Below are 25,723 nucleotides of genomic sequence, written 5' to 3'. Positions count from 1 at the left end.
ATCGCGCAGGGCCCGGCCAGGCTGCATCGGGGCGAAGCCCTGGAGCTGGGCGCGAATGTCCGGGGAGGCGTTGCACAGCACCCAGTTCACACCGTCATCGGACAGGGCGATGGACGACTGGGTACGCGCCTGGGCCCGCAGGCTGCCGTTGCGAAAACCTGCGCAGTTGGCGCAGTTGCAGTTCCACTGGGGGAAACCGCCACCGGCGGCGGAACCTAGAATCTGGACGAACATGGCTGCTCCATCTGCAAACCGAAATAAAAACGCCTCGGCTGGCCGAGGCGTAGTGCTGCGTGCTTAATCGCCTGCAGCAATCAACGGCTGGCGAAGTACATGGTGACTTCGAAACCGATACGCAGGTCGATATATGCGGGTTTGGACCAGGACATGGGAATACTCCTTTGGTTGGGGGACTTTGGTTCGATGGAACGGTGGAGACCTATACATATAGTCCACCTCCGTTCGGAGATGTTCAGATGCTTAGGCGCCTATGTTACTAAATCTGACAAATTCGTTCGCCGCGATTCTCGAAGAAAGCTCATTACAGCGGCTGCAATGATCACCGCGCCGCTTGCCAGTGTTCTGGTGGGCAGGCGCCGTTGCTCAGGCAATACCATCCCCCTTGCGCATCGAGCAAACCCTGGGCGGCAGCCTCGAGCCGGGCGCGATCCAGGCACAGGATGGCAGCAGACAACTGCTCAAGATAATCCGACGGGCGGCCGGCCAGCTTGCCCTGCCAGAGCAGTTCGGCGGCCTGGGCGAAGGGCAGGGCACTGCTCTGGAGTTGGGCGGCGAGTGCCTGCTGCTGACGGGCAAGGGACGCATCATCAAGCTGCTGGATCAGCGCCGGTAACCCGGCCAGGAATTGCTCGAGGTGGGCGATCAGTTCCGCCACCGAAAGGCTGGGCGATTGGACGCCGAACAACACTCCGGTTTGCCCATCGACCTGCTTCAAGCCGCTGAACACCGCATAACCCACCTGCAACTCGACGCGCAGGCGCTGGTAGAACGGCGTCTGGCACAGCTGCGCCAGCCACCGCCAGGCGGCTTCGTCGGCGAGCACCGAGGTGGCGGTCGGGCAAAACAGCAACACGGCCGATTCTTCACCGTGGGTCTGGAGCCTATGCCAGATGCGTTGCCCGCGCGACGCCGTCGCCAGGCTGACGTCCTCGCCGACAACGCCCTGCACACGGGCCAACGCCGGGCCAAGCGCCCCTTGGGTGGCGGCCGACAGACCGATGGACAGCCCATCCCAGCGGGCCGTTGTCCATACGTCTTGATGGCTGTCGGGCATGGGTAACGTTGACGATTGCCGGCAATGATTCGGCAGCGCCTTCAACAGCTGTCGAATCGGCATCGACGGCGTTTCATCACCGGCCTGGGCCATTGGCAGGGGTTGGGCAAGCTTCGCCAGAACGTGTTCGAGCACCAGCGGCAGCGGTGCCTGCAAGCCGACCAATTTTAGCAGCCATTGATGGGCGGACGCTTCGAAACTGACGTCCACGCCAGCCTGCCGAGCCTCTTCGCGCACATCCTGCAGGTGCCGGTCGAGCCTGGATTGAACGTCGGGCGGTGCCTGGGTCGTCAGTTGCCAGCGCAGGTACACCGCGCCTTCACGACCGTTGTCTGGCAGTGCCTGGCTGAACTGCATGGGCGAGCGTTCCCGCCGGCCCCGGGAGCGATCCTGGGCGAAGGTGCGCAAGCCGCGGTGGGCGCTGGTCTGGCCGCGTATCAGCCCGGCGCGAGGCGCTTCGCTTGGTGTTTGCAGGAACGGATTGGGCGCGGGCAGTTGCCAGGGTTCCACGACGTTATCGGCGGGGTGCAGTTGCCTGAGGATTTCCCTGAGCCTCACGAGGTCGTTTGCCAGCAGCGGCGTGTCACGTCCTTCACAATCCCAGCGGGCCAACTGCAGGGCCGAACCTGTCTCCTGCCGTCGCTGCAACAACGCGGTGAACTCCTGGCGCAACGGCGCCCAGTCGTCCTGGGCGGCAAAGAATCCCAACCAGTCGTGCAGCAACGGCTGGATTTGCGCCGCTGCCTGAGCGTTGCCGTGCTTGAACTCGATGTGCAGCAGCCCTTGTCCGGCAAACTCATACAACGCAGTGGCCTTGAGGCTGTCCGCCAGGCCGCGCTGGCGCAACGTGGCGAGCAGGCCGCCCGGTTTGCTGGAGTTGAGCCACGTACAGAGAAAGTCCAAGGCTTGGGGGGAGGCGGCGGGCAACGCTTCGAAGGCGAACAGCAGGTCGAGACAACCTTCCCGGGCCTGTTGATAACGCGTCTGGGCCGATGCCAGCAGCCTTGGCGGCGACGATCCAGCGACCGCTTCACCGGCCGATACATGGCTGCCGAACCGTTGCGCCAGCGCTTTCAAGGCGTCGATGCTTTGTGGGCCGGCCAAGCTCAACGTCATCTGGCCGCTCTGGTAAAAGCGGCGATAGAAGTTGTGCAATGCGCTTTGGAATTCGGCGTGTTCCACGGCGAGGCTGTCGCGATTGCCGGCGTGAAAACCCCGCAGCGGATGGGCCGCTGAAACGCCGTCATACAAGGCAAGCTGTCGTTGGGCGGCCGCATCCTGGGACCAGGCGATAAACTCCGCGTGCAACACTTCCCGTTCCCGCAACTGCTCGGCTTCATCCAGGCGTGGCTGGGCGAGCATGTCCCACAGCCGTTCCAGCCCGTCGGCGAAGGTTGCGGGAGGGAGCTCGAAGAAAAAATCCGTGGTGCGTTCACTGGTGCGCGCATTGACCTGACCGCCGTGCCGCTGCACGTAGGCCATCAGATTCTCCTCGGCGGGAAACCGTTCGGTACCGAGGAAGAACAGGTGTTCGAGCAAGTGCGCCATGCCCGGCCAGGCCAGGGGGGCATCATGGCTGCCAGCGGCGACGCGCAGTACCGCGGCGCTGCGCTTGAGGCCCGGGACATGACGTAATGTCACCCGCAAGCCGTTGGCCAGGGTTTCAGTGTGGGGGCGGAGGGAATCGGGGACCGGCATGGGCGCTTCCAGAACAAGGATGCGCCCATGCTAGCGGATCAGGGCCCTTTCTCAATCCTCAATCAGTGTTTGTGCAGGTCGTCGTAAAGCTCGGGACGGCGATCGTGCAGGTAGTTGTAGGCCGCGCGGGAGTCGTCCAGCAGTTGTCGATCCAGTTCACCGACGATCAAGGCCTCGTCCAGCCCCGCCAGCGCCGGGCGACTGCCATTCGGTGCGGCGATGCTGCTTTGGCCGCAATACTGCAATTCAGCTTCATGGCCGCAGTAATTGGCGTACGCGACGAAACACTGGTTCTCGATGGCCCGGGCGCGCACGGTGACGTCGGCGATGAACTCGTAGGGTTGCATGTTGGCGGTTGGCACCAGGATCAGCTCGGCGCCGGCCAGGGCCAGGCGTCGGGCGTTTTCCGGGAATTCCAGGTCGTAGCAGATCAGCAGGCCGAGCTTCCAGCCGTTGAGCTCGACGATGGGCAGCGCTGAGTCGCCGGCGCTGAACATGGCGTGATCAAGGTCGCCGAACAGGTGGCTCTTGCGGTAGTTGGCCAGGCGCTCGCCCTGGGCGTCGATCAGTTGCACCGCGTTGTAGATCTGCCCGTCTTCGCCACGTTCCGGGTAGCCATAGACAATCGCCAGGTTGGCTGCCTTGGCGATGCGGCCGATCTGCTGCGCCCATTCGCCGTTGTAGACCTCGGCCAGTACATTCACCGCATCGACACCGATGTTGTAGCCGGTCATGAACATCTCCGGCAGCACCAGCACATCGGCGCCCCTGGCTTCCAGCGCCACCTGGTGCAGGCGGTGCAGGTTGCCGGCCGGATCCAGTGGCAGCGGTGGGCATTGGTAGAGGGCTACGCGCATCGAAAACTCCTTTTATTCAGGCAGGGCGATCGGACCGATCTCATGGAACACATCACCTGGACCCGGGTTCTCGGCGTGAGTTTCACCGCCGAAGTGCTTCATGATGCCCCACACGGCATTGAGTGAGGTCTGTACCGCGCCTTCGACCCAGGCGGGTGTCCATGAGACGTCATCGCCAGCGATAAAGATCCCGCGTTGTTCGGCCGGCATGTCGTCTTGCATGAAATGCGCGTACATGCGCTGGTTGTAGCGATAGTGGCCGGGCAGGGCGCCCTTGAAGGCACCGAGGAAGTGCGGGTCGGCTTCCCAGGATACGGTGATCGGATCGCCGATGATCCGTGCGGCGATGTCCACCTTGGGGTAGATCTTCTTCAGGGCATCGAGGGCCAGCTTCACGCGTTTTTCCACCGGATGCGGGAGCATTTTCAGCGCATCGCTCATCCAGGAATACGACAGGCAAATCACCCCTGGCTTGTCATCGCCGTTGTCGAACAGGTAAGTGCCACGGGTCAGGCGGTCGGTCAGGGTCATGCTCATCAGGTCGCGCCCGGTTTCCGGGTCCTTGTCCTTCCAAAATGGGCGGTCGACCATCACGAAGGTCTTCGACGATTGCATGTAGCGGGTGCGGTCCAGGGCCATCCACATTTTTTGCGAGAACAGCGCTTCTTCACATTCGATCTGGGTGGTCAGCAACCAGCTCTGGCAAGTGACCAGCACGGCGGCGTACTCGCGGGTGTTTTCCCACACGTCCGTCACGCTGAACCGGCCATCGGCGGCGCGGGCAATGCGCTTCACGCCGCTGCGTGGGGCGCCCAGGTGCAGCGAATTCAGGCTGGTACCTTCGGGCCAGTGCGCACAGCGGTCCGGCACATGGTTCCAGATGCCGTGGGGCACCTGCTCGACGCCACCGACCACCAGGTGCTGATGGTCATCGCAGTTGGTCATCACGACGCGGAAGATTTCCAGCATCGAGTTGGGGAAGTCAGAATCCCAGCCGCCGGTGCCGAAACCGACCTGGCCGAACACTTCGCGGTGCTGGAACGAGAGCTTGGCGAACGCCTTGGAGGTGGCGACGAAGTCGTAGAAGGTGCGGTCGTCCCACAGCGGCACCAAGGTGTTCCATAACGCCTTGAGGCGTGGCACGTCGCGGTCGCGGATCGCCTGCTGGATGTCGCCGAAGCGCGAACCGTCCTCCAGCGCATCGGCCCAGGCGTCGGCGACTTCCTGGAACAGTGCGGGAAGGTCCGCCAGTTTCTGTGCGTAATAGGTCTGGCCTTCCAGGTCGATGACCGTGCTGCCGGACGCCGGGGTCAGCGGGTTGGGGAAGGGTTTGGTTTCCAGGCCCAGTTTGTCGACGTAATGGTAGAACGCGGTGGATGACACCGGAAAACGCATGCCGCCCAGCTCGGCGATCACCCCTTCGGCGCCGTTGAACGCCTGTGAGCGCAGGCGCCCGCCCATTTTCGACGCCTCGTAGACTACGGGCTTGAGCCCCAGCTTCATCAGTTCGTACGCCGCCACCAGGCCGGCGATCCCGGCACCGACAATCGCCACTTCCGTACCGTGGTTGTGGGCGGGAATGCTGCCCAGGCCCGCCGGGTGCTCGATCCAGTCGTCAAAGGCGAAAGGAAAGTCCGGCCCGAAAATGGTGATGGGCTTCTTACCGTCTGCTGGGTGGCGATTGTTCTTGTTCATGGCGGACCTTGATGGGCGACTCGACGCGATGTTCGCGTCTGAGTATAGGAAAGATGCCAGCCATTCTAGGGAGGGTAGAACACGTTAATAAGACACAATATGTCGTCGTTTTGAGTGGTTATAAGTCATTTTGACGTGATTGTAAGACGTAGTGACGAAATGCATTCCTGTGGGAGCGAGCTTGCTCGCGATAGCGTCGGTTCAGTCAGCACTTTCATGGACTGACAGACCGCTATCGCGAGCAAGCTCCCACAGAAACTCTCCTTAGCAATTGCTTGCGCGATCAACAGGAGCAGATACCCGCCCAAACTCCTATGGTTATTCCCTTGAGGTTATATATCCTGGGTGGCATATTTGAATGAAATGGGACGTTGAATACACTGACGAATTTGAGAGGTGGTGGAACCGTCTCTGTGAGTCAGAGCAAGACTCTGTACAGGCCTCGGTAATGCTGCTCGGCGACACCGGGCCGTATCTGGGCTTTCCTCACACCAGTGATATCAAGGGTTCGCGCCATGGCAACCTTCGTGAGTTACGAGTGCAACACGCGGGTAGGCCTTATCGTGTGCTCTATGCGTTTGATCCTCGCCGCTGCGCCATCCTGCTGATCGGGGGAGACAAGACCGGCCAGGGCCGTTGGTATCAGGAATATGTGCCTTTGGCCGAACGCCTCTATGACGAGCATTTGGAAGTATTGAAGAGAGAGGGCTTTGACAATGGCTAAGAAATTTTCCGACTTGATGGCGCGTCGGTCGCCTGACTCCCAGGCTCGTGCACAGGCTCTGTATCAGACGTTGCGTGCAGAAATGCCGTTGCACGAGCTGCGCCAGGCGCAGGAGTTGAGCCAGGAGGCCTTGGCCAAGGCACTGCATATCAACCAGGCGGCAGTCTCGAAAATGGAGCGTCGGACGGATATGTACATCAGCACGTTGCGAAATTACATCCGGGCCATGGGGGGGGAATTGGAGATTATCGCGACCTTTCCAGAGGGGCAGGTCAGGATCGAAAATTTCTCCCATCCAACACCGTAACTGGCGATATTCCTGTGGGAGCGAGCTTGCTCGCGATAGCGCCGGTTCAGTCAGCACTTTCGTGGACTGACAGACCGCTATCGCGAGCAAGCTCGCTCCCACAAGGTAAGTCGCATGTATAAGCGCTAGACCGGTTGGCCCCGATCGATCTTGCTGCTGAGGATGATGGAGGTGGTGGTCTTCTCCACACCGTCTACGCTGCCGATCTGGTCCAGCAACTGGTCCAGTTGTTCCGGTGAATCGGTGCGCAGCCAGGCGACGTAATCGAACTCACCGCTGACCGCGCACAGTTGCTGGACTTGGGCCATGGCGCTCAAGCGTCGCAACACGTCCTTGCCGGAGCGCGGTTGCACCTTGATGCCCACGTAAGCCTGCAAGCCGCCATCAATCACCCGTTGGCCCAGGCGCACGCCATACCCGGTAATGACCTTGGTCTTTTCCAGGCGCGCCAAGCGCGAAGTGACGGTCGTGCGGGCGATACCCAACTGCCGGGCCAGCATGGCGACGCTTTCCCGGGCATTGATTTGCAGGGCCGCGATCAGTTGGCGGTCGATTTCGTCGAGGACGGGAGGGCGGGTGTCAGGCAAGGTGGGCTCCGGCGTGGGCATCGATGGCGAGCATGTTACAGGCTCTCGCGTTCGAAATAGCCAATGGCGGGTAAGGTCAACGCTCGCCAGGCGGGGGCCAGGTGTACTTGCGTAGACCTTAGCCAGAAACCGTCCTGGCACACCAGCTGTTCAGCGGGCGCTTGCAGCAAAAGGGTCAGAGGCAATGACTGTATTGAACCTGGGTCCTCGTCGTCCTCTGCTTCCCAATCGCGTTCAAAACAGCGCACGTGCACCTGATCGTCGGCGAAGTCTTCAAACAGAGGGCGTTGACCCAGCCATTGCGGATGTACTCGCAACGTGTGCGCCTGGACATCCAGCAGCAGCAACTGCCAGCCTCGATAGCTGCCACACAGCTCGGTCACGTCGGTAGCCATACAGGTCAGGGCCAGATAGCGACCATTCGCCGACCAGATCATCGAGGGTGCCAGGTCGGTCAACGCGCAGCCTGATGCTGTCAGCAGATGGCCGCCAAGCCGAGGCGTCCGCGCCCGCATCCAACTGTCGGCATATTCCGTCTCGCTGCCGAACAACCAGGCGGCATCTCGATGGTCGGGTGCGGGCTGGATGAAGTCGCCATCGGCGTTGGCCACTTGCGGGCGATCCACCAGACGCCAAGGTGTAACGCTGTGCAGGTGTGAATCGGTCACCTGCAGCTCCACGGTGTTGTAGAACAGCCGGGATTGCTCGTCGGGTTGAAAGAACGAAGAGTCGCTATCGCTCTGCGGCGCGGGGATATTGAAGCGTTGCAGCGCGCTGCTCTCCAGGTCTTGATCGAGACGGCCGGCCACCACCGCCAGGCTCAGCCGGCCTGCGCGGAAATCGAGCAGGCGAGCGACCCACATCGTGGGCCCCTGCAGTAGCTGTCGCTCCTTCAGATCGGCAACCACCCCGTGGGTCGCGACCGTCGTTGCACCGTCGAAGGGCAGCAGGGCCAGGTAACGTCCGCAATCGGAGACCCGATGATCCAACAACCAGCGGCCAGGCAATTGCCAGTCGCCGATCTGACAGCGATAACCGCCCAGCCCGTCGGGATTATCGCCAAGCCAGGTCAACCGTGCGCGCACCCCGTCCTGCATCGGCTGCGTTTCGATGGATGAATCGCCGCGCTGGCCTTGGCTGTCCAGCGGCATCGCGATGGTCATGCGGGTCAACGCAAACTCGCCCTCCTGCACGCGACCTTGGGCATCGTGACCGACCTGGGTCTCGCTATCGCCGTGGATGCTGTCCAAGCGGTAGCCATAACGCCCGGAGCCCGGTCGCGGATAGTCAAGGTACGAGCCGATCTGCACATGGCTTGCGTCGAGACCCAGCAACTCGTGCCAATAGAAGGACGGTTCTGCTTCGCTCTTCACCCAAGGCGAGGGCAGGGCGCGCCAGCCCAGGTCGAGCTGCCACAGCCAATACTGGTCGCCGTCTGCATGAGGGGGTTGTTCCTGGGCCAGACACACCAGGGCGCGTTGATCGCTGCTCCATACCAACGGCGCATCGGCCGCCATCGACAGGCCGGCCGGTTGCCCGTTGACGCTGATGGCGTAGCGCGGTGAAACCAGCGGTTCCAGCGGCTGGGCCAGGTCGCGAAATGTCGCGGGCAAGGCAATGTCGCCCCGCAGGCAGTGCTGGCCGTCCGCAGAACGCCGCTCGAAGGTATGTTGAACTTGCTCGGGATGCCAATCGGAGTCCAGCCAGAGGTCGGCGAAGGGGACCAAGGGGGTAACGCTGGCCGTCTGGAACAGTTCCTCCAGTCGGATTTCGCGAACGCTGTCGTCCACCAGCGGGCTATGGCGCCCGCTCAACACGCCGAGGTCAAAAGCGTCCAACTCCCAGAGTTCGCTGTCGGCACAGCGGTACACCTGGCGCTGTTGACGGTCGAGGACGACCAGCCCCCAGTTCTGCCGGGACGGTACGGTCGCCGCAAAATAGCGCCCGTCGCGGGAGAACAGTGACGAAGAGCCAAGGCCTTGCAGGAGCACACCATCGGGAAACAGATAGTCGCAATAGGTGGGGCCGCCCATGGCGATTTCACTGTGGTTGAACACCCGGATCGGTTCGCCTTCAGGCGTCAGTTGCGGCTCGCTTCCACCCCAGGCACTGGCGCCCTTGCCAGAAACGGGCGCCAAGCCCAGACGCCGCTCCCAGGTGCTGACGCCCGCCAGCCCGCCGCCGATGCAGGCGATGGCCGCCAGGATGCCCCACCACTCAGGCAAGGCCCGACCCACGCTGAAACCCAGGCCGAACACGGCGCCGACGATCAACCTGCCACAGACTCGCCCGGCCAACAGAAAACCGAATCGTGCGGCAAGCCCCATCAGCAGGCCGAAGAACAACACCGCCAACAAAGCCAATGGAGGCGGCAATATCGTGACGAAAAAAGCCGGCACCAGCAGGATGCCGAGTTGCCAGAACAGTTCAAGAAACAGTCGGGAGAGGCTGGGGCTGGCGATGATGGGGATCTCGCTTGAGGAGGTTGAACGGCTGGGACGTGGGGTCTTCGCCCGTCGTTAATTCCCCAGAGTATTACTTCCAGGTGAGTCGAGGAACAAGGAAAGAGGGCGGGCAGTTGCCAAAGTTGCTATCGCGGTCAAACAACGGCGAGCTTTTGACGTCGATTCGGGGACGGATGTTTCGGTGAAAGGTGAGTACGTTAACTGCGAGGGGATATCCGCTCGAAAAGGGTGACCCGTCGGTGGGGATGCTTGCCTATGCACGAGTCCTGGGGGCCCTGGATTGTGAGTTCGCCGTGGTACCGGCTGCGATGCCTACGCTTGAGGAAATCCAGGGAGTGTTCGACTGATGACGACCTTGCTACGGGTAGCAACGCCTCAGGTGCTGACCCGCTCGACTGAACTTTGTGAACAAGCAGCGAATGGGGTCGCAGCCATCAGGCAGTGTGCAGAGCCGTTTTATGAAGACCTTCGCCTAGGGCGCAAGAGTCAACAGGCTCAAGAACGCAAAAGCCGCGCAATGCGCGGCTTTTTGTATGGTGGGCCCACACGGACTCGAACCGTGGACCAAAGGATTATGAGTCCTCTGCTCTAACCAACTGAGCTATAGGCCCTCAGTAGGTCGCGGATTATAGCGACGGTTTCTCGGCTGTGCTATTCGAAAAATCCGATACGCTCACACGAAGAAACGTTGCGGCAAACTCGTCGGCGCACAGGGGCAGGCTGACGATGTAGCCCTGGATCTGTTCGCAACCTTCTTCGGCCAGGAATTGCTGCTGGGCCAGGGTTTCGACGCCCTCGGCGATGATGGTGAATTGCATGCTGCGGCCCAGGGCGATGATTGCCCGCACGATGGCTGCGTCGTGTGGGTCGTCGGGCAGGCCGCGGACGAAGGACTGGTCGATCTTGAGGATATCCAGCGGCAGGCGCTTGAGGTAGCTCAGGGAGGAATAGCCCGTGCCGAAGTCGTCGATGGCCAGTTGCACACCGAGGTTCTTCAACTGGTGCAGCACCGTCAGGGCCTCTTCGGCCTGGCTCATGATGAAGTTCTCGGTAATTTCCAGTTGCAATAAGTCGGGCCGGAGCTGGTGTTCGCGCAGCAGTTGTTCGATACGCCCCAGCAGGTTGGGCTGGCGCAGTTGGGCGCCGGCCAGGTTGACCGACAGGGAGCCGAGGCTTTCGTAGGTGCTGTTCCATTCGCACAGTTGCCGGCAGGCGCGTTCCAGTACCCAGTCGCCAATTTGCAGGATCATGCCGTTTTCTTCCGCCAACGGGATGAAATGTTCGGGGGGAACGTCGCCAAATGTCGGGTGATACCAGCGAATCAGCGCCTCGGCCCCCACCAGTCGGTTGTCGGCGAGGCTGATTTTCGGTTGGAAGGACAGTGACAGCTCGTTGCGTTCAATCGCTCGGCGCAGTTCGTGTTCCAGGGCCACGCGCTCGCTCGCCTGGGCGGTGAGGTCGCGGGTGTAGCTTTCCACCCGGTTACGTCCCTTGGCCTTGGAGCGGTACATCGCCGCGTCGGCATTCTTGACCAGCGTGGCGACGTCGCAGCCGTCCTGGGGGTAGAGGCTGGTGCCGATGCTGGCGCTGATGAAAAACTCGTGCTCGCCGGCCTGGAACGGTGCGGTAAAGCAGTTCAACAGTTTTTGGGCGATGTGCTCGGCATCGCTGGGCTGTTGCAGGCCTGGCAGCAGGATAATGAATTCGTCGCCGCCCAGGCGCGCCACGGTGTCGATGTCGCGCAACTGCTCGCGCAAGCGCACGGCAATGCCCTTGAGCAGCAGGTCGCCGACCGGGTGCCCGAGGCTGTCATTGATGTGCTTGAAGCGGTCCAGGTCCAGGAACAGCACAGCACCCTGGCCGCCGTTTTCCTGCTGGCCGTTGAGCGCCGCCAGCAAGCGGCTTTCGAACAGCGTGCGATTGGGCAGGCCCGTCAGCGGGTCGTGGTGAGCCTGGTAGTCGAGCCGGGCCTGGGCGTGCTTGAGGCTGGAGATATCGGCGAAGACCGCGACGAAATGGGTGATCTGTCGGCCCCGATTGCGCACCGCGCTGATGGTCAGCCAACTGGGGTACAGCTCGCCGTTCTTGCGTCGGTTGGAGATCTCTCCCTGCCAGTGTCCCTCCGCGGTCAACTGGTGCCACATCGCGGCGTAAAACGCGCTGTCATGCAGGCCGGAAGCCAACAACCGAGGCGTATGGCCCAAGGCTTCGGTTTCGCTGTAGCCGGTGATTTCGGTGAAGGCCCGGTTCACGGCGCTGATGTGCTGTTGCGTATCGGTGATCAGTACGCCTTCGGCAGTGCTTTCGAACACGGTGGCGGCCTGTTGCAGTTTTTCCTGCATCAGGTGGCGCTCGGTGATGTCCCGGGCGATGGTCAGCATGCAGTCTTCGTTGCCGATGGGCAGGGGGCGGCTGGACACTTCGCAGAGCCGGATCTGTCCGTCGTTGCGGCGGATATGGCAGCTGAAATCCTTCACGAAGCCGTCCCGTTGCAACAGGTCGAGCATCTGCTTGCGTTCGTTGAGATTGACCCAGATGCCCAGGTCCAGGGTAGAGCGGTCCACCGACAGGGCGCTGTTGAAGCCGGTAATGCGGCTGAACCCTTCGTTGACCTCGATCAACAGGCCATCGCTTTGCCGGGACAGCAGCAGTCCATCGGGCGAGGCGTGGAACGCCTTGGCGAACTTCTCTTCGGAGGTCTGCAATTGCTGCTGGGTTTCCTTGAGCTGGCTGATGTCCCGCACCACCACGACCAGGGCTGGCGTCGTGTCGAGGTCGAAGGGTTCAGCGGAGATCAGCCCGGTGAATACCTGGCCGTTGCTGCGACGAAAGGGCATTTCCAGGTTGCGAATGCTGCCGGCCTGCAAACGCTGCAACAGGCTCGGCCCCACGCCCTGGATGCCCCAGATATTCAGTTCGGTTGCGTTGTGCCCCACCACTTCTGCGGCACTCAGGCCGATCTGCTCTTCGAACGCCTTGTTGACCTCCAGCAGGCAACCGTCCAACAGCCGGGCTATCACCAGGATGTCCGGACACTGGCGGAACACCGAGGCAAATTTCTGCTCCGAAAGACGCAGCGCTTCCTCGGTGCGCTTGGCTTCGCTGATATCGATCATCAATCCGCGCATCAGCGGCTCGTGCCCGTGTTCGATCAGGCTGACAATGTCGCGCACCCACAGGCAGCGACCATCGGCCGTGATGACCCGGTAATCGATGCAGTGATCGCGACCCGCCAGCACTTCATGGTCGCAATAGGTCTGGGCGCGGATCAGGTCGGCCGGATGAATGATGTTGCGCCAGAAGCCCGGGACCAGCCAATGGGAGAGGGGATAGCCCAACAGGTCTTCGGCGTGAGGCGATACGTAGCTGTAGGTGAAATCGCTGACCCTTGCCTCCCAGGCAATGGCCGACAGGCTCTCCACCAGCCCACGGTAATGGTATTCGCTGCTGCGCAGCTCCTGCTCAAGCTCCACCCGACGGGCGATTTCCGAGCTGAGCCGGCGATTGATGCGAATCACCACCGCCAGTATGCCGACCAGGAGCAGCAGCGCAGGCAGGCCGTAAAACAGTAAATCGGACCAGAGCTGGCCATAGTCGTGCACATTGCCGATCCACTTCTGCTGGATCTCGGCGACCTCGGCCGGGCTCATGTCTGCCAGGACTTTGTCCAGGATGCCCACCAATACCTTGTTGTCTCGAGGGACGGCCATTGCCAATTGATAGCGATAAGGCGTTTCCCCGCTGACATAAAGGCCTTCGAGCTTGAGCTGGCGCAGGCTCCAGACACTGGAAGCGAGATCGCCCACCACCGCGTCCACTTCATCGGTCGCCAGTGCTTGCAGGGCTGAACTGACGTTAGGCAGCGCCACCAGGTTCAGGTCGGGATGATGGTTGCGCAGCAATTCATGAGGCGCGTAGTTCTCCACCACGGCGATTTTCAGCCCATACAGCTCCTTGAGGCTGTGAGGCTGGGCGCCACCGTAATGGGCCAGGATGACAATGGGGAAGTCCAGGTAGGGGCGGGTAAATGCCAGGTAATTCTGGCGCTCCGGAGTGGACATGATGCCAGGCAATAGGTCGATCTTGCCCTGTCCGACCTGTTCCAGTACGGCAGTCCAGCTGGCCGGCTCGACGGGCGTGAGCCTGACGGCCAACCGTTCACGGATGATCTCGATGTAGTCGGCGGCCAGGCCCTGATAGCGGCCTTGATCGTCGCGAAACTCAAACGGCGGCCATGAGGCGTCGACACCCAGGCGCAGGTCGGGGTGGTCCTTGAGCCAGCGGAGCTCCTCATCGGTGAGCGTCAACGCGCCAGCTGTTGCGGTCCAGGTGATCAATGACAGCAAAAGCGCGGCCGTCAGTCTGGGCATCACTGTCTCGTCATGGCTTGGGGAGGATGTTTCGAGTGTAGACGGGCAACAGGGGGGGAGGAGCGTAACGAAGGGGATTTTATCTGCGCATAACAAAACCCCCGGCAGGGCCGGGGGTTTTGAAGGTCACTCGTCGAGGAAGGAGCGCAGATGCTCGCTTCGCGTCGGGTGGCGCAGTTTGCGCAACGCCTTGGCTTCGATCTGACGAATCCGCTCGCGGGTTACATCGAACTGCTTACCGACTTCCTCAAGGGTGTGGTCGGTATTCATGTCGATGCCGAAGCGCATGCGCAGTACCTTGGCTTCACGGGCAGTGAGGCCGGAGAGTACTTCGCGAGTCGCTTCCTTGAGACTCTCGACAGTGGCGACATCGATCGGAGACTGCATGGTGGAGTCTTCGATGAAGTCCCCCAGATGGGAGTCTTCGTCATCGCCGATCGGGGTTTCCATGGAGATCGGCTCTTTGGCGATCTTCAATACCTTGCGGATCTTGTCCTCAGGCATTTCCATGCGTTCGCCCAGCTCTTCCGGCGTCGGTTCGCGACCCATTTCCTGCAGCATCTGCCGGGAAATGCGGTTGAGCTTGTTGATCGTCTCGATCATGTGCACCGGGATACGGATGGTGCGGGCCTGGTCGGCGATCGAGCGAGTGATCGCCTGACGGATCCACCAGGTGGCATAAGTCGAGAACTTGTAGCCGCGACGGTATTCGAACTTGTCCACCGCCTTCATCAGGCCGATGTTGCCTTCCTGGATCAGGTCGAGGAATTGCAGGCCGCGGTTGGTGTACTTCTTGGCGATGGAGATCACCAGACGCAAGTTCGCTTCGACCATCTCTTTCTTCGCGCGACGGGCCTTGGCCTCGCCGATCGACATGCGACGGTTGATGTCCTTGATCTCGGCGATGCTCAGGCCGGTCTCGGCCTCCAGCGCACTGAGCTTCTGCTGGCAACGAATGATGTCCGGCTGCAGGCGGGCAATGGCTTCGGCGTATTTGCTCTTGCCCTTGGCCAGTGCATCGGTCCAGCTTTCGTCGACTTCGTTGCCCGGGAACTGGCGCAGGAAATCAGCACGTGGCATGCGGGCATCACGCACGCAAAGCTGCATGATTGCGCGCTCTTGCTGACGCAAGCGATCCAGGGCACTGCGAACACGCTCAACCAGGCCTTCGAATTGCTTCGGCACCAGTTTGATCGGCATGAACAACTCGGCCAGCGCCAACAACTCGGCAATCGCCTGCTTGTTGTTGCGGCCGTGCTTCTTCAGCGCCTTGCGGGTGATTTCCATCTGGTCGGCGACAGCGCCGAAACGCTGTGCGGCGATGACCGGATCCGGACCGCTTTCGGCTTCTTCCTCGTCGTCGCTCGCTTCGGCGTCGTCGTCATCGGTGTCGTCGTCGGCCTTGACGGCTTTCGCATCGATCGGCGGCGGCACTTCGGCGGCAGGCGGCGCAATGCCGTCATCCGGGTCGATATAGCCGCTCAGGACGTCGGACAGGCGGCCACCTTCGGTGGTGACGCGGGTGTACTCGGAGAGAATATGGTCAACCGTGCCAGGGAAGTGCGCAATTGCGCCCATCACTTCACGGATGCCTTCTTCAATACGCTTGGCGATTTCGATTTCGCCTTCACGTGTGAGGAGCTCTACCGTACCCATTTCACGCATGTACATGCGCACGGGGTCCGTGGTGCGACCAATGTCGGTCTCGACCGCTGCCAACGCTGCGGCCGCTTCTTCAGCGGCCGCCTCGTCGGTATCGGCGTCGGCCAGCATAAGGGCATCCTTATCTGGAGCAACCTCGAATACGTTGATCCCCATGTCGTTGATCATGCGGATGATGTCTTCCACCTGTTCCGGATCTGAAATATCCTCCGGCAGGTGGTCGTTGACCTCCGCGTAAGTCAGGTAGCCCTGCTCACGACCCAATAGGATCAACTCTTTGATACGAGACTGCTGTTGCGCTTTTCCGGACATAACACCCTATCCACTGAAGGTCTTGGCGGGCAAAAAACAAGCCGAGGATTATACCTGAGCTGTGACCTCACGCGCCAGTTGAGGTCGGGTTTGATGCGCAAACATTGCGGCTGAGTAAGTCGCGCAATTGGTTTTTCTCTTCGCTGGTCAACTCGCTCTGGCGAGCTTTTCGCAGAAGTTGTTCCAGGTTTCGCTCGCGTTGGCGGGCGGACAAGCTAGTAATGGTGTCGAAAAACTGTTGTTCAAGGTTGTCTCCATCAATCAGCCATTCCTTCTCGGCCAAGGCCTTCAAGAGGCGTCCCTGCTCGGTACCGTGCCACCGTGCGATCAACTGGAAAGAGTTTAGCTTGGGGTTCTTCTGCACGGCTTCAAGGAGAGCGACCAGCAATTGCGTATTGCTGTGGTCCTCGGCGGCGAAGTGCCCTGCGTCCTCTACTTTTTCCGCCAGTTGCGGGTGATGCAGCAAGGTGCGCAAAGCGGCCAGTGTTGGGGGTTCGACGGCGGCCGGCACGCGCGGGGCACGTGGCTGGTCGCGATCGCCGCGCTTGCCGTTCTTGTCCCAGGGTTTCTTGTCCCATTTCTTGCCGCCGCTGCCGGGTTTTTTCGGCGTCCATTCCTGCTGGGGGGCGTAATCCTGCTGGGGTTGATGATAGTCGGCGAAATCCGGCATCGCGTCGTAATCGATGCCCGGGTCATACGCCGGCGGCGCCTCCTGGGGGGCGCTGTGCACCAGTTGATTGACCGCTTCGCTGTTGAGGCCGGTGATCTCGGTCAGGCGCTGGCGCATGAGCGTGCGCAGATTGGCACCGGGCACCTTGTCGATCAGCGGCGCCGCGAGGGTGGCCATGTGGGCCTTGCCTTCGAGGGAGCGTGGATCGGCTTCTTCGGTCAACTGCTGGAAAAAATAGTCGGCCAACGGTTGTGCGTGCTGGTTGATCCGCGCACGGAACGCGTCGGTGCCTTCGGAACGCACCAGGGTGTCGGGGTCCTCGCCCTCGGGCAGGAACAGGAAGCGTGCCCGCCGGCCGTCCTGCAGGCACGGCAAGGTGGCCTCCAGTGCGCGCCAGGCAGCGTTGCGACCGGCCTGGTCGCCGTCGAAGCAGAACAGCACGTTGGGCACGACGCGAAACAGGCGCTTCATATGCTCTTCGCTGGTGGCCGTGCCCAGGGTCGCGACGGCATTGCGCAGGCCTTGCTGGGCCAGGGCTATCACGTCCATGTAGCCCTCGACGACGATGATTTCGTCGAGGTTGCGGTTGTTCTTGCGCGCTTCGAACAGGCCGTAGAGTTCCTGGCCCTTATGGAACACTGGGGTTTCCGGGGAGTTCAGGTACTTCGGCTTGTCATCGCCCAGCACCCGGCCGCCAAAGGCGATGATCCGCCCGCGCGTGTCGCGGATCGGAAACATGACCCTGTCGCGGAAGCGGTCGTAGCGCTTGCCGGTTTCGGCGTTTTCGATCAGCAGGCCTGCGTCGATCATGGCGCGCTGCTGCAGCGTGTCGCTGCTTAGATGCTTGTACAGGTTGTCCCAGCCGGGCGGGGCGAAGCCGAGGCCGAAATCCCGGGCGATTTCGCCAGTCAGGCCGCGGCCCTTGAGGTAATCCACCGCGGCCTTGCGCGCCGGGTGGCTCTTGAGGGCCTGGCGATAGAAATCGGCCGCCGCCGTCAGTAGTGGGTAGAGCGGTGAGTCGGTCGGTTGGCGCGGCTTGTGCGGTCGACCGCTTTCCTCGCGGGGAATTTCCATGCCGGCGGCTTTGGCCAGTTCTTCGACGGCCTGGGGGAAGTCCAGGTTGTCGTGGTCCATGATGAAGCCGAGGGCATTGCCGCCCGCGCCGCAACCGAAGCAATAGTAGAACTGCTTGTCGGGGCTGACGCTGAAAGAGGGCGTTTTCTCTTTGTGAAACGGGCAGCAGGCCGTGTAGTTCTTGCCTGCTTTCTTCATTTGCAGGCGAGAGCTGACCACGTCGACGATGTCGGTGCGGTTCAGGAGGTCGTCAATAAAGCTCTGGGGAATCAGCCCGGCCATGGCGTTCTCATCATCACTGCGCGAAATATGGACCCGAAATCGGCAGGCGTAACCGGGTCTGGGTTTGAGGCACGCTGAATCGGTGGCTCGACCGGGTCGTCTGCATCATCGCTGTCGGGAAGTGTATCTGCCGATAATCCACTGACGTTAATAACTATCAGTATTCGACTGTTTGAATGTGTTGCGCTGAGTCCGGTAACGGCCGGTCAGGCCTCGGATAGCTCATGAAGCGGGCACGCAGGCAGGTGCCTTGGGCTGATCGTCGTTAGAGGAATCAGGGTGTGCTCGTCGGTAGCCTTGGAAGGCTCGTCAGGAAAGACGTGCACCGCTGGCAAAAGAGCCAGGTCTGACGCGGTGAAACGGTTGTCTTGGTCGCGTCTGCGGCTTTGACGGTGAAGCATCAAGCGTTATTCCGCAAATGCCATAAGCCCGGCTTGAAGGCCGGGCTTGGCAGAAGCTTGCTACGGACGTCTGTGTATTAGTACAGACGTACGGCGCGGCGCTGTTCGCGCTGAACTTTCTTGGCGTGACGCTTAACAGCGGCTGCTGCCTTGCGCTTACGCTCAGAAGTCGGCTTCTCGTAGAATTCGCGGCTACGAACTTCAGCCAGAACACCGGCTTTTTCGCAGGAGCGCTTGAAACGACGCAGAGCTACGTCGAAGGGTTCGTTCTCTTTTACTTTGACGGCTGGCATCCAGAGCTACCTTCATTCATTACCGGGGTCAACATCCTCGCGGCAAAAGAGCACTTGAAGACGTCGGTTTTTAAGGGTTGCGGATGTTAACCCCTCAACGCTCGGAATGCAAAGCCTCTGATCGAAAACCGCTGGTCGGGGCACAACGCGGCGACTATTATGCGCGCCTTCGAATTCAGCCTCTACAAGGCGCAAACCCATGCTAGTACTGGGATTAGAAACCTCCTGCGATGAAACCGGTGTCGCACTTTACGACAGTGAGCGCGGCCTGCTGGCCGATGCGCTGTTCAGCCAGATCGACCTGCACCGCGCCTACGGCGGGGTAGTGCCCGAACTTGCCTCCCGCGATCACGTCAAGCGCATGCTGCCCTTGATCCGCCAGGTCCTGGCCGAAGCCGGCTGCATGCCGACCGAGATCGACGGCATCGCCTACACTGCCGGCCCGGGCCTGGTGGGCGCGTTGCTGGTGGGCGCTTCCTGTGCCCAGGCGCTGGCCTTTGCCTGGGATATTCCAGCCCTGGGCGTGCATCACATGGAAGGCCACTTGCTGGCGCCGATGCTGGAGGCGCAACCGCCACAATTCCCGTTCGTCGCTTTGTTGGTATCGGGTGGCCATACACAGCTCATCCGGGTCGATGGCATCGGCCAATACGAGCTGCTCGGCGAAACCCTCGACGATGCCGCCGGCGAAGCATTCGACAAGACTGCAAAAATGATGGGGCTCAATTATCCCGGTGGGCCGGAAATTTCCCGGCTTGCAAACCAAGGGGTCGATGGGCGCTTCGTGTTCCCGCGGCCGATGTGCGACCGCCCCGGCCTGGATTTCAGTTTCAGTGGGCTGAAGACTTTCGCCCTGAACACCTGGCAGCAGTGTGTCAGCGCCGGGGACGACAGTGAGCAAGCCCGTTGCGACATCTCGCTGGCGTTCCAGCAGGCCGTGGTGGAGACTTTGACCATCAAGTGCAAGCGTGCCCTGAAGCAGGCCGGCCTCAAGCGCCTGGTGATCGCCGGGGGCGTGAGTGCGAACAAGGCCTTGCGCACATCGCTGGAGAAAATGCTCGGTGACATGAAGGGCGACGTTTACTACGCCCGGCCGGAGTTCTGCACAGATAACGGCGCAATGATTGCTTTTGCCGGCTGCCAGCGTTTGCAAGCCGGTCAGCAGGAAAGCCTGGCAATCAGTGTGCAGGCGCGCTGGCCCATGGAGCAGTTGGCACCTCTGTGAAACGGTATTTAAAAATGCCGTTCGCGCCCGGCGAACAGGTCGCGTAGATTGCCTCGGTGGCGCCAGACGATCAGTGCAACCAGCACGGTCATTGGCAGCAAGGCCGCCGGTTCCTGCCAGGCCAGCAATGGCAGGGTCAACGGCGTGGCGATCAGCGCGGCCAGGGAGCTGGTGCGGGTCAGGTAGAACGTCAGCAGCCAGGCACAGACAGCCAGCAGGGCGGCGGGCGGGTACAGGCCCAGCAGCATGCCGGCGGCGGTGGCGACACCCTTGCCGCCACGGAAACGGAAGTACAGTGGGAACAAGTGGCCGATGACGGCGCAGACGCCGATCCAGGCCTGTTGCTGCAACGAGAGCCCTGCAAGGCTGGCGATCAATACCGGGACAAGGCCTTTGCAGAGGTCGCCCAGCAGGGTCAGGATGGCGAGTTTGCGTCCGGCCAGGCGCAGCATGTTGGTGGCGCCGGCATTGCCTGAGCCACTCATTCGCGGATCCGGGCGACCGGTCAGGCGGCTGAGCAAAATGGCGAAGGACAGCGAGCCGAGCAGGTAGGCGAGAATCGCCAGTAACCAAAACATGCTAACTATTCCGGGCGAGGACGCCCTGATTCTAACGGGGCATCGCGCCCTTGTCGTGCTGCGGAGAAGAGTGCTTGGACAGAGTGTTTATCGAGGGCCTGGAAGTCGACACGGTAATCGGTGCCTACGACTGGGAGCGAGGTATCCGACAGTGCTTGCGGCTTGACCTGAGCTTCGCCTGGGACAACCGCCCGGCCGCCGCGGGCGACGACCTGACCCTGGCACTCGACTATGCCAGCGTCTCGTCGCGCATCCAGGCGTTTGCCGAACAAGCGCAGTTCCAGTTGGTCGAGACCTTCGCCGAACGACTGGCCCAGGAGCTGATGGACGAGTTCAAGATCACCTGGCTGCGTCTGAAGGTGACCAAGCCTGGCGCCGTACCGGCGGCCAGCGGCGTTGGCGTGGAGATCGAGCGCGGATGTCGCTGACTCAGGTTTTTCTCGGGCTCGGCAGCAATATCGAGCGCGAAACCCATTTGCGCGCCGGTCTTGAGGCCTTGGCCGGTTTTCTCGTGGACATGCGCTGTTCGGCCGTGTTCGAGAGCCAGCCGGTGGGGATCAAGAGCGGGCCGTTCTTCAATTTTGTCGTCTCGGCCTTCACGGACCTGCCGCTGATGGAGTTGGATCGTCGCCTCAAGTTCATCGAGGCGGACAACGGTCGCTATGCGCCGGACCGCAAGGGGCTGCCACTGGATATCGACGTGTTGTTGTATGGCGAACAGGTCGGCAACTTCGACGGGCTGATCCTGCCACGTACGGAAATCCTCAAGAACGCCTTCGTCTTGTGGCCTTTGTCGTTGATCGCGCCGGATCGGGTTCACCCAGGAGTGGGCAAAAGCTTCGCCACGTTGTGGGAAGAGTCGCAGATCGACCAGGTGCTGGCGCCGGTGGCTTTCGAGTGGCGCGGCCAGCAGCTTACGCCGTCCAGCCTGCTGTGAGGCGCCTGCCGCCATCGCGAGCAAGCTCGCTCCCACAGAGGATTTCAGTCGAACACAAGACATGTGTCCACTGAGAGTCACTGTGGGAGCGAGCTTGCTCGCGATGACGGCGGAACATCCAGCCAAAATACAAACTGACACGACCTCCCGTCAGCTCGCCGCTTCTTTGTAGCTTTTCAATGCCTTGAGCCGCTCACGCTTGATCGCCTCACCCAGCTCCGGCCCCTTGAAGCCTTTTTCCAGCAAAGGCTGCACCGCCACTGAGCGGGCCGCTGCCGCAGCGCCCCGCAGATAATCAGCCTGTGGATAACTTCGCTGCTCAAGCCCCTTGCGCCCGCGCGCGTCCATCTCGCAGGCCGCAATGAATTCCTCGAAGCGCTGGGGCCGACGGTACACATCAAAACTTTGTAGCAGTTCAAGCAGGGTAGATGCCTTCAGTTCAAGCGCGCGATGACCATGGGTATGGTACTGGCCCACCAATAACGCCAGTTCCTGGCAGTCGCGCGGCGCCTTGAAGCGCTCGTTTACGACTTTGATCAGCTTCAAGCCCGTGTGCTCATGGGCGATGTGTCGCGGCCATTCGTGCTGGGGCGTCAGGCCTTTACCCAGGTCATGGAGCAGGCAGGCCCAGCGGACCGTCAACGGCTGTTGATGCAGTGCCGCCTGTTCCAACACGCTCAGGGTATGGACGCCGGTATCGATTTCCGGGTGATGGGCTTCAGGTTGTGGCACGCCAAACAGCGCGTCGACTTCGGGCATCAAGACCTTGAGGGCCGTGCAGTCGCGCAAGACCTGGATAAATACCTGCGGTTGCTTTTCCATGAGGGCGCGGGAAATTTCTTTCCAGCTGCGCTCGGCCGTCAACGCCTCCAGTTCGCCGGACTCGCTGAGCTGGCGCATCAGCTCAAGGGTTTCGCTCGCCACCTTGAAACCCAGCGGCGCATAACGCGCGGCAAAGCGGGCAACCCGCAGGACTCGGAGCGGATCTTCGGCGAAAGCGGGGGAAACGTGACGCAGCACCCGGGCTTCGAGATCGCGTTGGCCGTGGTACGGATCGGTCAAGTTGCCATGGTCATCTTCAGCCATGGCGTTGATGGTCAAGTCCCGGCGGACCAGGTCTTCTTCCAGAGTGACTTCAGGGCTGGCATGGAACACGAAGCCGCCATAGCCGCGGCCGCTTTTGCGCTCAGTGCGGGCGAGGGCGTATTCCTCGCCGGTCTTCGGGTCGAGGAATACCGGAAAGTCGGCCCCCACGGGGCGAAAACCCTTGGCGAGCATTTCCTCGGCGGTGGCTCCCACGACGACCCGATCGACGTCGGTGATGGGAATGCCCAGCAGGCGATCGCGTACGGCGCCGCCAACTTTATAGATCTGCATAAAAAACCTCCGTTGGTCCGACAGGATAACCTTTGCGTCGGACGTCCGGAGGCGAAAACGGGATCAAAGATGAATGACGGCCAAGTCCAGGCGGCCATAATCGCCTTCGGCTTGTTCGCCCCTGGGCGGTACATGATGGGTTTTCATCACTTGGTCGCCTTGCAGGGTTTCCAGGTGGATGTCGAAGCCCCAGAGGCGATGCAGGTGCTTGAGCACTTCATCGGTGGAGTCACCCAGTGGTTTGCGGTTGTGGGCCTGGTGCCGCAGGGTCAGCGAGCGGTCTCCGCGGCGGTCGATGCTGTAGATCTGCACGTTGGGCTCGCGATTACCCAGGTTGTACTGCGCCGCCAGGGTTTCGCGGATGATGCGATAGCCGCTCTCATCGTGAATGGCGGGTACCACCAGGTCATCTTTCTGGTCGTCATCCAGGATGCTGAACAGTTTCAGGTCGCGGATCACCTTGGGCGAAAGGTACTGCAGGATAAAACTTTCGTCCTTGAAGCTGCTCATGGCGAATTTAATGGCGGACAACCAGTCCGAACCGGCGATTTCCGGGAACCAGCGACGATCTTCCTCGGTAGGGTTCTCGCACATGCGCCGAATGTCGCGGTACATGGCGAAACCCAGTGCGTAAGGATTGATGCCGCTGTAGTACGGGCTGTCGAAGCCAGGTTGGAACACCACGCTGGTGTGTGACGTCAGGAACTCCATCATGAAGCCGTCGGTGACCAGGCCTTCGTCGTACAGGTCGTTCATCAGCGTGTAGTGCCAGAACGTGGCCCAGCCTTCGTTCATTACCTGGGTTTGGCGCTGTGGATAGAAATACTGGGCGATCTTGCGCACGATGCGCACGATTTCCCGCTGCCACGGTTCCAGCAGCGGCGCATGTTTTTCAATGAAATAGAGAATGTTCTCCTGGGGCTCGGCAGGGAAGCGGGCGTTGTCTTTTTCGTTGTACTTGTCCGCACCCTTGGGAATGGTGCGCCATAGATCGTTGATCTGTTTTTGCAGGTGTTCTTCTCGGTCCTTCTGGCGCCGGCGTTCTTCTTCGGCGGAAATCGGATACGGTCGTTTGTAGCGGTCCACGCCGTAGTTCATCAGGGCGTGGCAGGAGTCCAGCAGGTCCTCCACCGCGTCGATACCGTGGCGCTCCTCGCATTGCATGATGTACTGCTTGGCGAACACCAGGTAGTCGATGATCGAACTGGCATCGGTCCAGGTGCGGAACAGGTAGTTGCCCTTGAAGAAGCTGTTGTGCCCGTAGCAGGCATGCGCCACCACCAGTGCCTGCATGCAGATGGTGTTTTCTTCCATCAGGTAGGCGATGCAGGGGTCGGAATTGATCACGATCTCATAGGCCAGCCCCATCTGGCCGCGGCTGTAGGATTTCTCTGTGCTGAGGAAGTGCTTGCCGTAGGACCAGTGGTGATAGCCCAGCGGCATGCCGACCGACGCGTAGGCGTCCATCATTTGCTCGGCGGTGATCACCTCGATCTGGTTCGGGTAGGTGTCGAGGGCATAACGGTCCGCGATACGGCTGATTTCGCGGTCGTAGGCCTTGATCAGCTCGAACGTCCATTCGGAGCCGGTGGAAATGGGCTGGCGTTTCTGCTCTTTTTTGGCGGTCATGTCACTAACCTGCGCTGGAAGAGTTCACGGAAGACCGGGTAGATATCCCCGGCCGAGACCAGTTGCTGTTGGGCAAATGTGTCGGAAAATGCTTCGGCAATCCGTTCGTATTCGTACCACAATGCCTGGTGTTCCCGTGGAGTAATTTCCACATAGGTGTAGTACTGGACGAACGGCATGATCTGGTTGATCAGGATGTCACGGCAGATTGGTGAATCGTCGTTCCAGTTGTCACCGTCCGACGCCTGGGCCGCATAGATGTTCCATTCGTTGGCGGGGTAGCGTTCGGCCATGATTTCCTGCATCAGCTTCAGGGCACTGGAGACAATGGTGCCGCCGGTTTCCCTGGAGTAGAAGAACTCCTCTTCATCCACTTCCCGGGCGCTGGTGTGGTGGCGGATGAACACCACATCGATCTTGTCGTAGTTCCGTTTCAGGAACAGGTACAGCAGGATGAAGAAGCGCTTGGCGATGTCCTTGGTGGCCTGGGTCATGGAGCCGGAAACGTCCATCAGGCAAAACATCACCGCCTTGGAGCTGGGGTTTGGCTGTTTCACCAGCAGGTTGTACTTGAGGTCGAACGTATCGAGGAACGGGACGCGGTGGATGCGTGCGCTGAGTTTCTCGATTTCCGCTTCGAGGTCCTGAATGTCGCCGAAATTGTCGGGTTCTTCGCGTTTCAGGCGAGCCAGTTCTTCCTTGGCTTCGCGCAGTTTGGCCCGGCTGCTGCCCGACAGCGCGATGCGTCGGGCGTGGGCCGAACGAAGGGTGCGGATGATGTTGATGCGTGACGGGTTGCCTTCATTGCTGATACCGGCACGCACGGTCTTGAAGGTGTCGGTACCGGTCAGGTTGCGCTTGACCAGGTTCGGCAGCTCCAGGTCCTCGAACATGAACTCCAGGAATTCCTCCTGGGTGATCTGGAAGACAAACTCATCCATGCCTTCGCCGGAATTGCCGGCCTTGCCAGGGCCCTTGCCGCCACCGCCGCCCTGGGGCCGGGGGATGTGCTCGCCACTGGTGAATTCCTTGTTGCCAGGGTGCACGACGGTCTGTTTGCCGCCGCGACCATGGTGAAGCACCGGCTCGTCGATGTCGCGGCCGGGGATGCTGATCTGCTCGCCGTGTTCCATATCGGTAATGGAGCGCCGGCTGACCGCCTCTTCGACGGCCTTCTTGATGTGGTCGCGGTAACGCCGCAGAAACCGCTGGCGGTTCACCGTGCTCTTGTTCTTGCCATTAAGGCGTCGGTCGATCACATAGCTCATAGGCCCCTCCAGGGGAGC

Annotated in this window: 19 protein-coding genes, 1 tRNA gene and 2 pseudogenes; 6 read left to right on the top strand and 16 right to left on the bottom strand. The window is 61.1% G+C overall.

Annotation, left to right across the window (positions count from 1 at the left end; genetic code table 11):
• From J4E53_RS20860 to J4E53_RS20840, 5 genes and pseudogenes are all read right to left on the bottom strand, one after another.
• Positions 1-234: pseudogene (locus J4E53_RS20860) on the bottom strand (pyrroloquinoline quinone biosynthesis protein B); the annotation flags it as partial.
• Positions 235-314: 80 nt separating this feature from the next.
• A complete protein-coding gene (gene pqqA, locus J4E53_RS20855) occupies positions 315-389 on the bottom strand; it encodes a pyrroloquinoline quinone precursor peptide PqqA (RefSeq protein WP_003177660.1) in 75 nt (24 codons plus the stop codon).
• Positions 390-559: 170 nt separating this feature from the next.
• Positions 560-2,992, bottom strand: a complete 2,433-nt coding sequence (gene pqqF, locus J4E53_RS20850) for a pyrroloquinoline quinone biosynthesis protein PqqF (protein WP_103308202.1) — start codon at positions 2,990-2,992, stop codon at positions 560-562.
• A gap of 62 nt (positions 2,993-3,054) precedes the next feature.
• On the bottom strand, positions 3,055-3,849 hold the full coding sequence (locus tag J4E53_RS20845) for a carbon-nitrogen hydrolase family protein (protein WP_060740343.1): 795 nt from the start codon (positions 3,847-3,849) through the stop codon (positions 3,055-3,057).
• Between the two features lie 12 nt (positions 3,850-3,861).
• Positions 3,862-5,544 carry an NAD(P)/FAD-dependent oxidoreductase gene (locus J4E53_RS20840; RefSeq protein ID WP_103308203.1) on the bottom strand — a complete coding sequence of 561 codons (1,683 nt, stop codon included), beginning with the start codon at positions 5,542-5,544 and terminating at the stop codon, positions 3,862-3,864.
• 358 nt (positions 5,545-5,902) lie between these two features.
• On the opposite strand from J4E53_RS20840, the gene J4E53_RS20835 reads away from it, so the two are divergent.
• Together J4E53_RS20835 and J4E53_RS20830 are read left to right on the top strand one after the other, a co-directional pair.
• Positions 5,903-6,268: a type II toxin-antitoxin system RelE/ParE family toxin gene (locus J4E53_RS20835; RefSeq protein ID WP_060740345.1), complete on the top strand. Its 366-nt coding sequence runs from the start codon at positions 5,903-5,905 to the stop codon at positions 6,266-6,268.
• The gene (locus tag J4E53_RS20830; RefSeq protein ID WP_025215812.1) at positions 6,261-6,575 is read left to right on the top strand and encodes an XRE family transcriptional regulator; all 315 of its coding nucleotides are present in this window, start codon (positions 6,261-6,263) and stop codon (positions 6,573-6,575) included. Before J4E53_RS20835 ends, J4E53_RS20830 begins: the two co-directional genes overlap by 8 nt.
• 125 nt (positions 6,576-6,700) lie before the next feature.
• Here J4E53_RS20830 and J4E53_RS20825 read toward each other — a convergent pair whose 3' ends face one another.
• Both J4E53_RS20825 and J4E53_RS20820 read right to left on the bottom strand, forming a co-directional pair.
• Complete coding sequence (locus J4E53_RS20825) at positions 6,701-7,162, bottom strand: Lrp/AsnC family transcriptional regulator (RefSeq protein WP_060743121.1); 462 nt, start codon at positions 7,160-7,162, stop codon at positions 6,701-6,703.
• A gap of 35 nt (positions 7,163-7,197) precedes the next feature.
• Positions 7,198-9,561: a hypothetical protein gene (locus J4E53_RS20820; protein WP_256587140.1), complete on the bottom strand. Its 2,364-nt coding sequence runs from the start codon at positions 9,559-9,561 to the stop codon at positions 7,198-7,200.
• A gap of 284 nt (positions 9,562-9,845) precedes the next feature.
• Between J4E53_RS20820 and J4E53_RS30815 the strand changes: the two are divergent.
• Positions 9,846-9,974: pseudogene (locus J4E53_RS30815) on the top strand (transcriptional regulator); the annotation flags it as partial.
• A gap of 187 nt (positions 9,975-10,161) precedes the next feature.
• Here the strand turns inward: J4E53_RS30815 and J4E53_RS20815 are convergent.
• The 5 genes from J4E53_RS20815 to rpsU all read right to left on the bottom strand — a co-directional run bounded on the left by J4E53_RS20815 (position 10,162) and on the right by rpsU (position 18,691).
• Positions 10,162-10,238: transfer RNA gene (locus tag J4E53_RS20815), tRNA-Ile, on the bottom strand.
• 15 nt (positions 10,239-10,253) lie between these two features.
• Positions 10,254-13,997 (bottom strand): bifunctional diguanylate cyclase/phosphodiesterase, encoded by a 3,744-nt coding sequence (locus J4E53_RS20810; protein WP_103308205.1) that lies wholly within the window; start codon positions 13,995-13,997, stop codon positions 10,254-10,256.
• Positions 13,998-14,123: 126 nt separating this feature from the next.
• Positions 14,124-15,971, bottom strand: a complete 1,848-nt coding sequence (gene rpoD / locus J4E53_RS20805; protein ID WP_060740348.1) for an RNA polymerase sigma factor RpoD — start codon at positions 15,969-15,971, stop codon at positions 14,124-14,126.
• Between the two features lie 67 nt (positions 15,972-16,038).
• Positions 16,039-17,997, bottom strand: a complete 1,959-nt coding sequence (gene dnaG / locus J4E53_RS20800; RefSeq protein WP_103308206.1) for a DNA primase — start codon at positions 17,995-17,997, stop codon at positions 16,039-16,041.
• 478 nt (positions 17,998-18,475) lie between these two features.
• Entirely contained in the window at positions 18,476-18,691 is a 216-nt protein-coding gene (gene rpsU, locus J4E53_RS20795) for a 30S ribosomal protein S21 (RefSeq protein WP_002551877.1), read from the bottom strand.
• Positions 18,692-18,890: 199 nt separating this feature from the next.
• Between rpsU and tsaD the strand changes: the two genes are divergently transcribed.
• Positions 18,891-19,916, top strand: a complete 1,026-nt coding sequence (gene tsaD, locus J4E53_RS20790) for a tRNA (adenosine(37)-N6)-threonylcarbamoyltransferase complex transferase subunit TsaD (protein ID WP_103308207.1) — start codon at positions 18,891-18,893, stop codon at positions 19,914-19,916.
• Positions 19,917-19,924: 8 nt separating this feature from the next.
• Here tsaD and plsY read toward each other — a convergent pair whose 3' ends face one another.
• A complete protein-coding gene (gene plsY, locus J4E53_RS20785; protein WP_060740351.1) occupies positions 19,925-20,494 on the bottom strand; it encodes a glycerol-3-phosphate 1-O-acyltransferase PlsY in 570 nt (189 codons plus the stop codon).
• 74 nt (positions 20,495-20,568) lie between these two features.
• Between plsY and folB the strand changes: the two genes are divergently transcribed.
• Complete coding sequence (gene folB, locus J4E53_RS20780; RefSeq protein ID WP_039590767.1) at positions 20,569-20,922, top strand: dihydroneopterin aldolase; 354 nt, start codon at positions 20,569-20,571, stop codon at positions 20,920-20,922.
• Entirely contained in the window at positions 20,913-21,431 is a 519-nt protein-coding gene (gene folK, locus J4E53_RS20775; protein ID WP_060740353.1) for a 2-amino-4-hydroxy-6-hydroxymethyldihydropteridine diphosphokinase, read from the top strand. The genes folB and folK overlap by 10 nt, the downstream gene beginning before the upstream one ends.
• Before the next feature lie 150 nt (positions 21,432-21,581).
• Here the strand turns inward: folK and J4E53_RS20770 are convergent, their stop codons facing one another.
• From J4E53_RS20770 to J4E53_RS20760, 3 genes are all read right to left on the bottom strand, one after another.
• Entirely contained in the window at positions 21,582-22,808 is a 1,227-nt protein-coding gene (locus J4E53_RS20770) for a multifunctional CCA addition/repair protein (RefSeq protein WP_103308208.1), read from the bottom strand.
• 63 nt (positions 22,809-22,871) lie between these two features.
• On the bottom strand, positions 22,872-24,437 hold the full coding sequence (locus tag J4E53_RS20765; protein ID WP_060740355.1) for a SpoVR family protein: 1,566 nt from the start codon (positions 24,435-24,437) through the stop codon (positions 22,872-22,874).
• Positions 24,434-25,705 carry a YeaH/YhbH family protein gene (locus J4E53_RS20760; RefSeq protein ID WP_003206179.1) on the bottom strand — a complete coding sequence of 424 codons (1,272 nt, stop codon included), beginning with the start codon at positions 25,703-25,705 and terminating at the stop codon, positions 24,434-24,436. The genes J4E53_RS20765 and J4E53_RS20760 overlap by 4 nt, the downstream gene beginning before the upstream one ends.
• Positions 25,706-25,723 lie beyond the last annotated feature (18 nt).

The organism is Pseudomonas sp. FW305-28 (assembly GCF_017351395.1).
GTDB classification, from domain to species: domain Bacteria; phylum Pseudomonadota; class Gammaproteobacteria; order Pseudomonadales; family Pseudomonadaceae; genus Aquipseudomonas; species Aquipseudomonas fluorescens_AA.
This window is presented reverse-complemented; position numbering and strand designations above follow the sequence as displayed.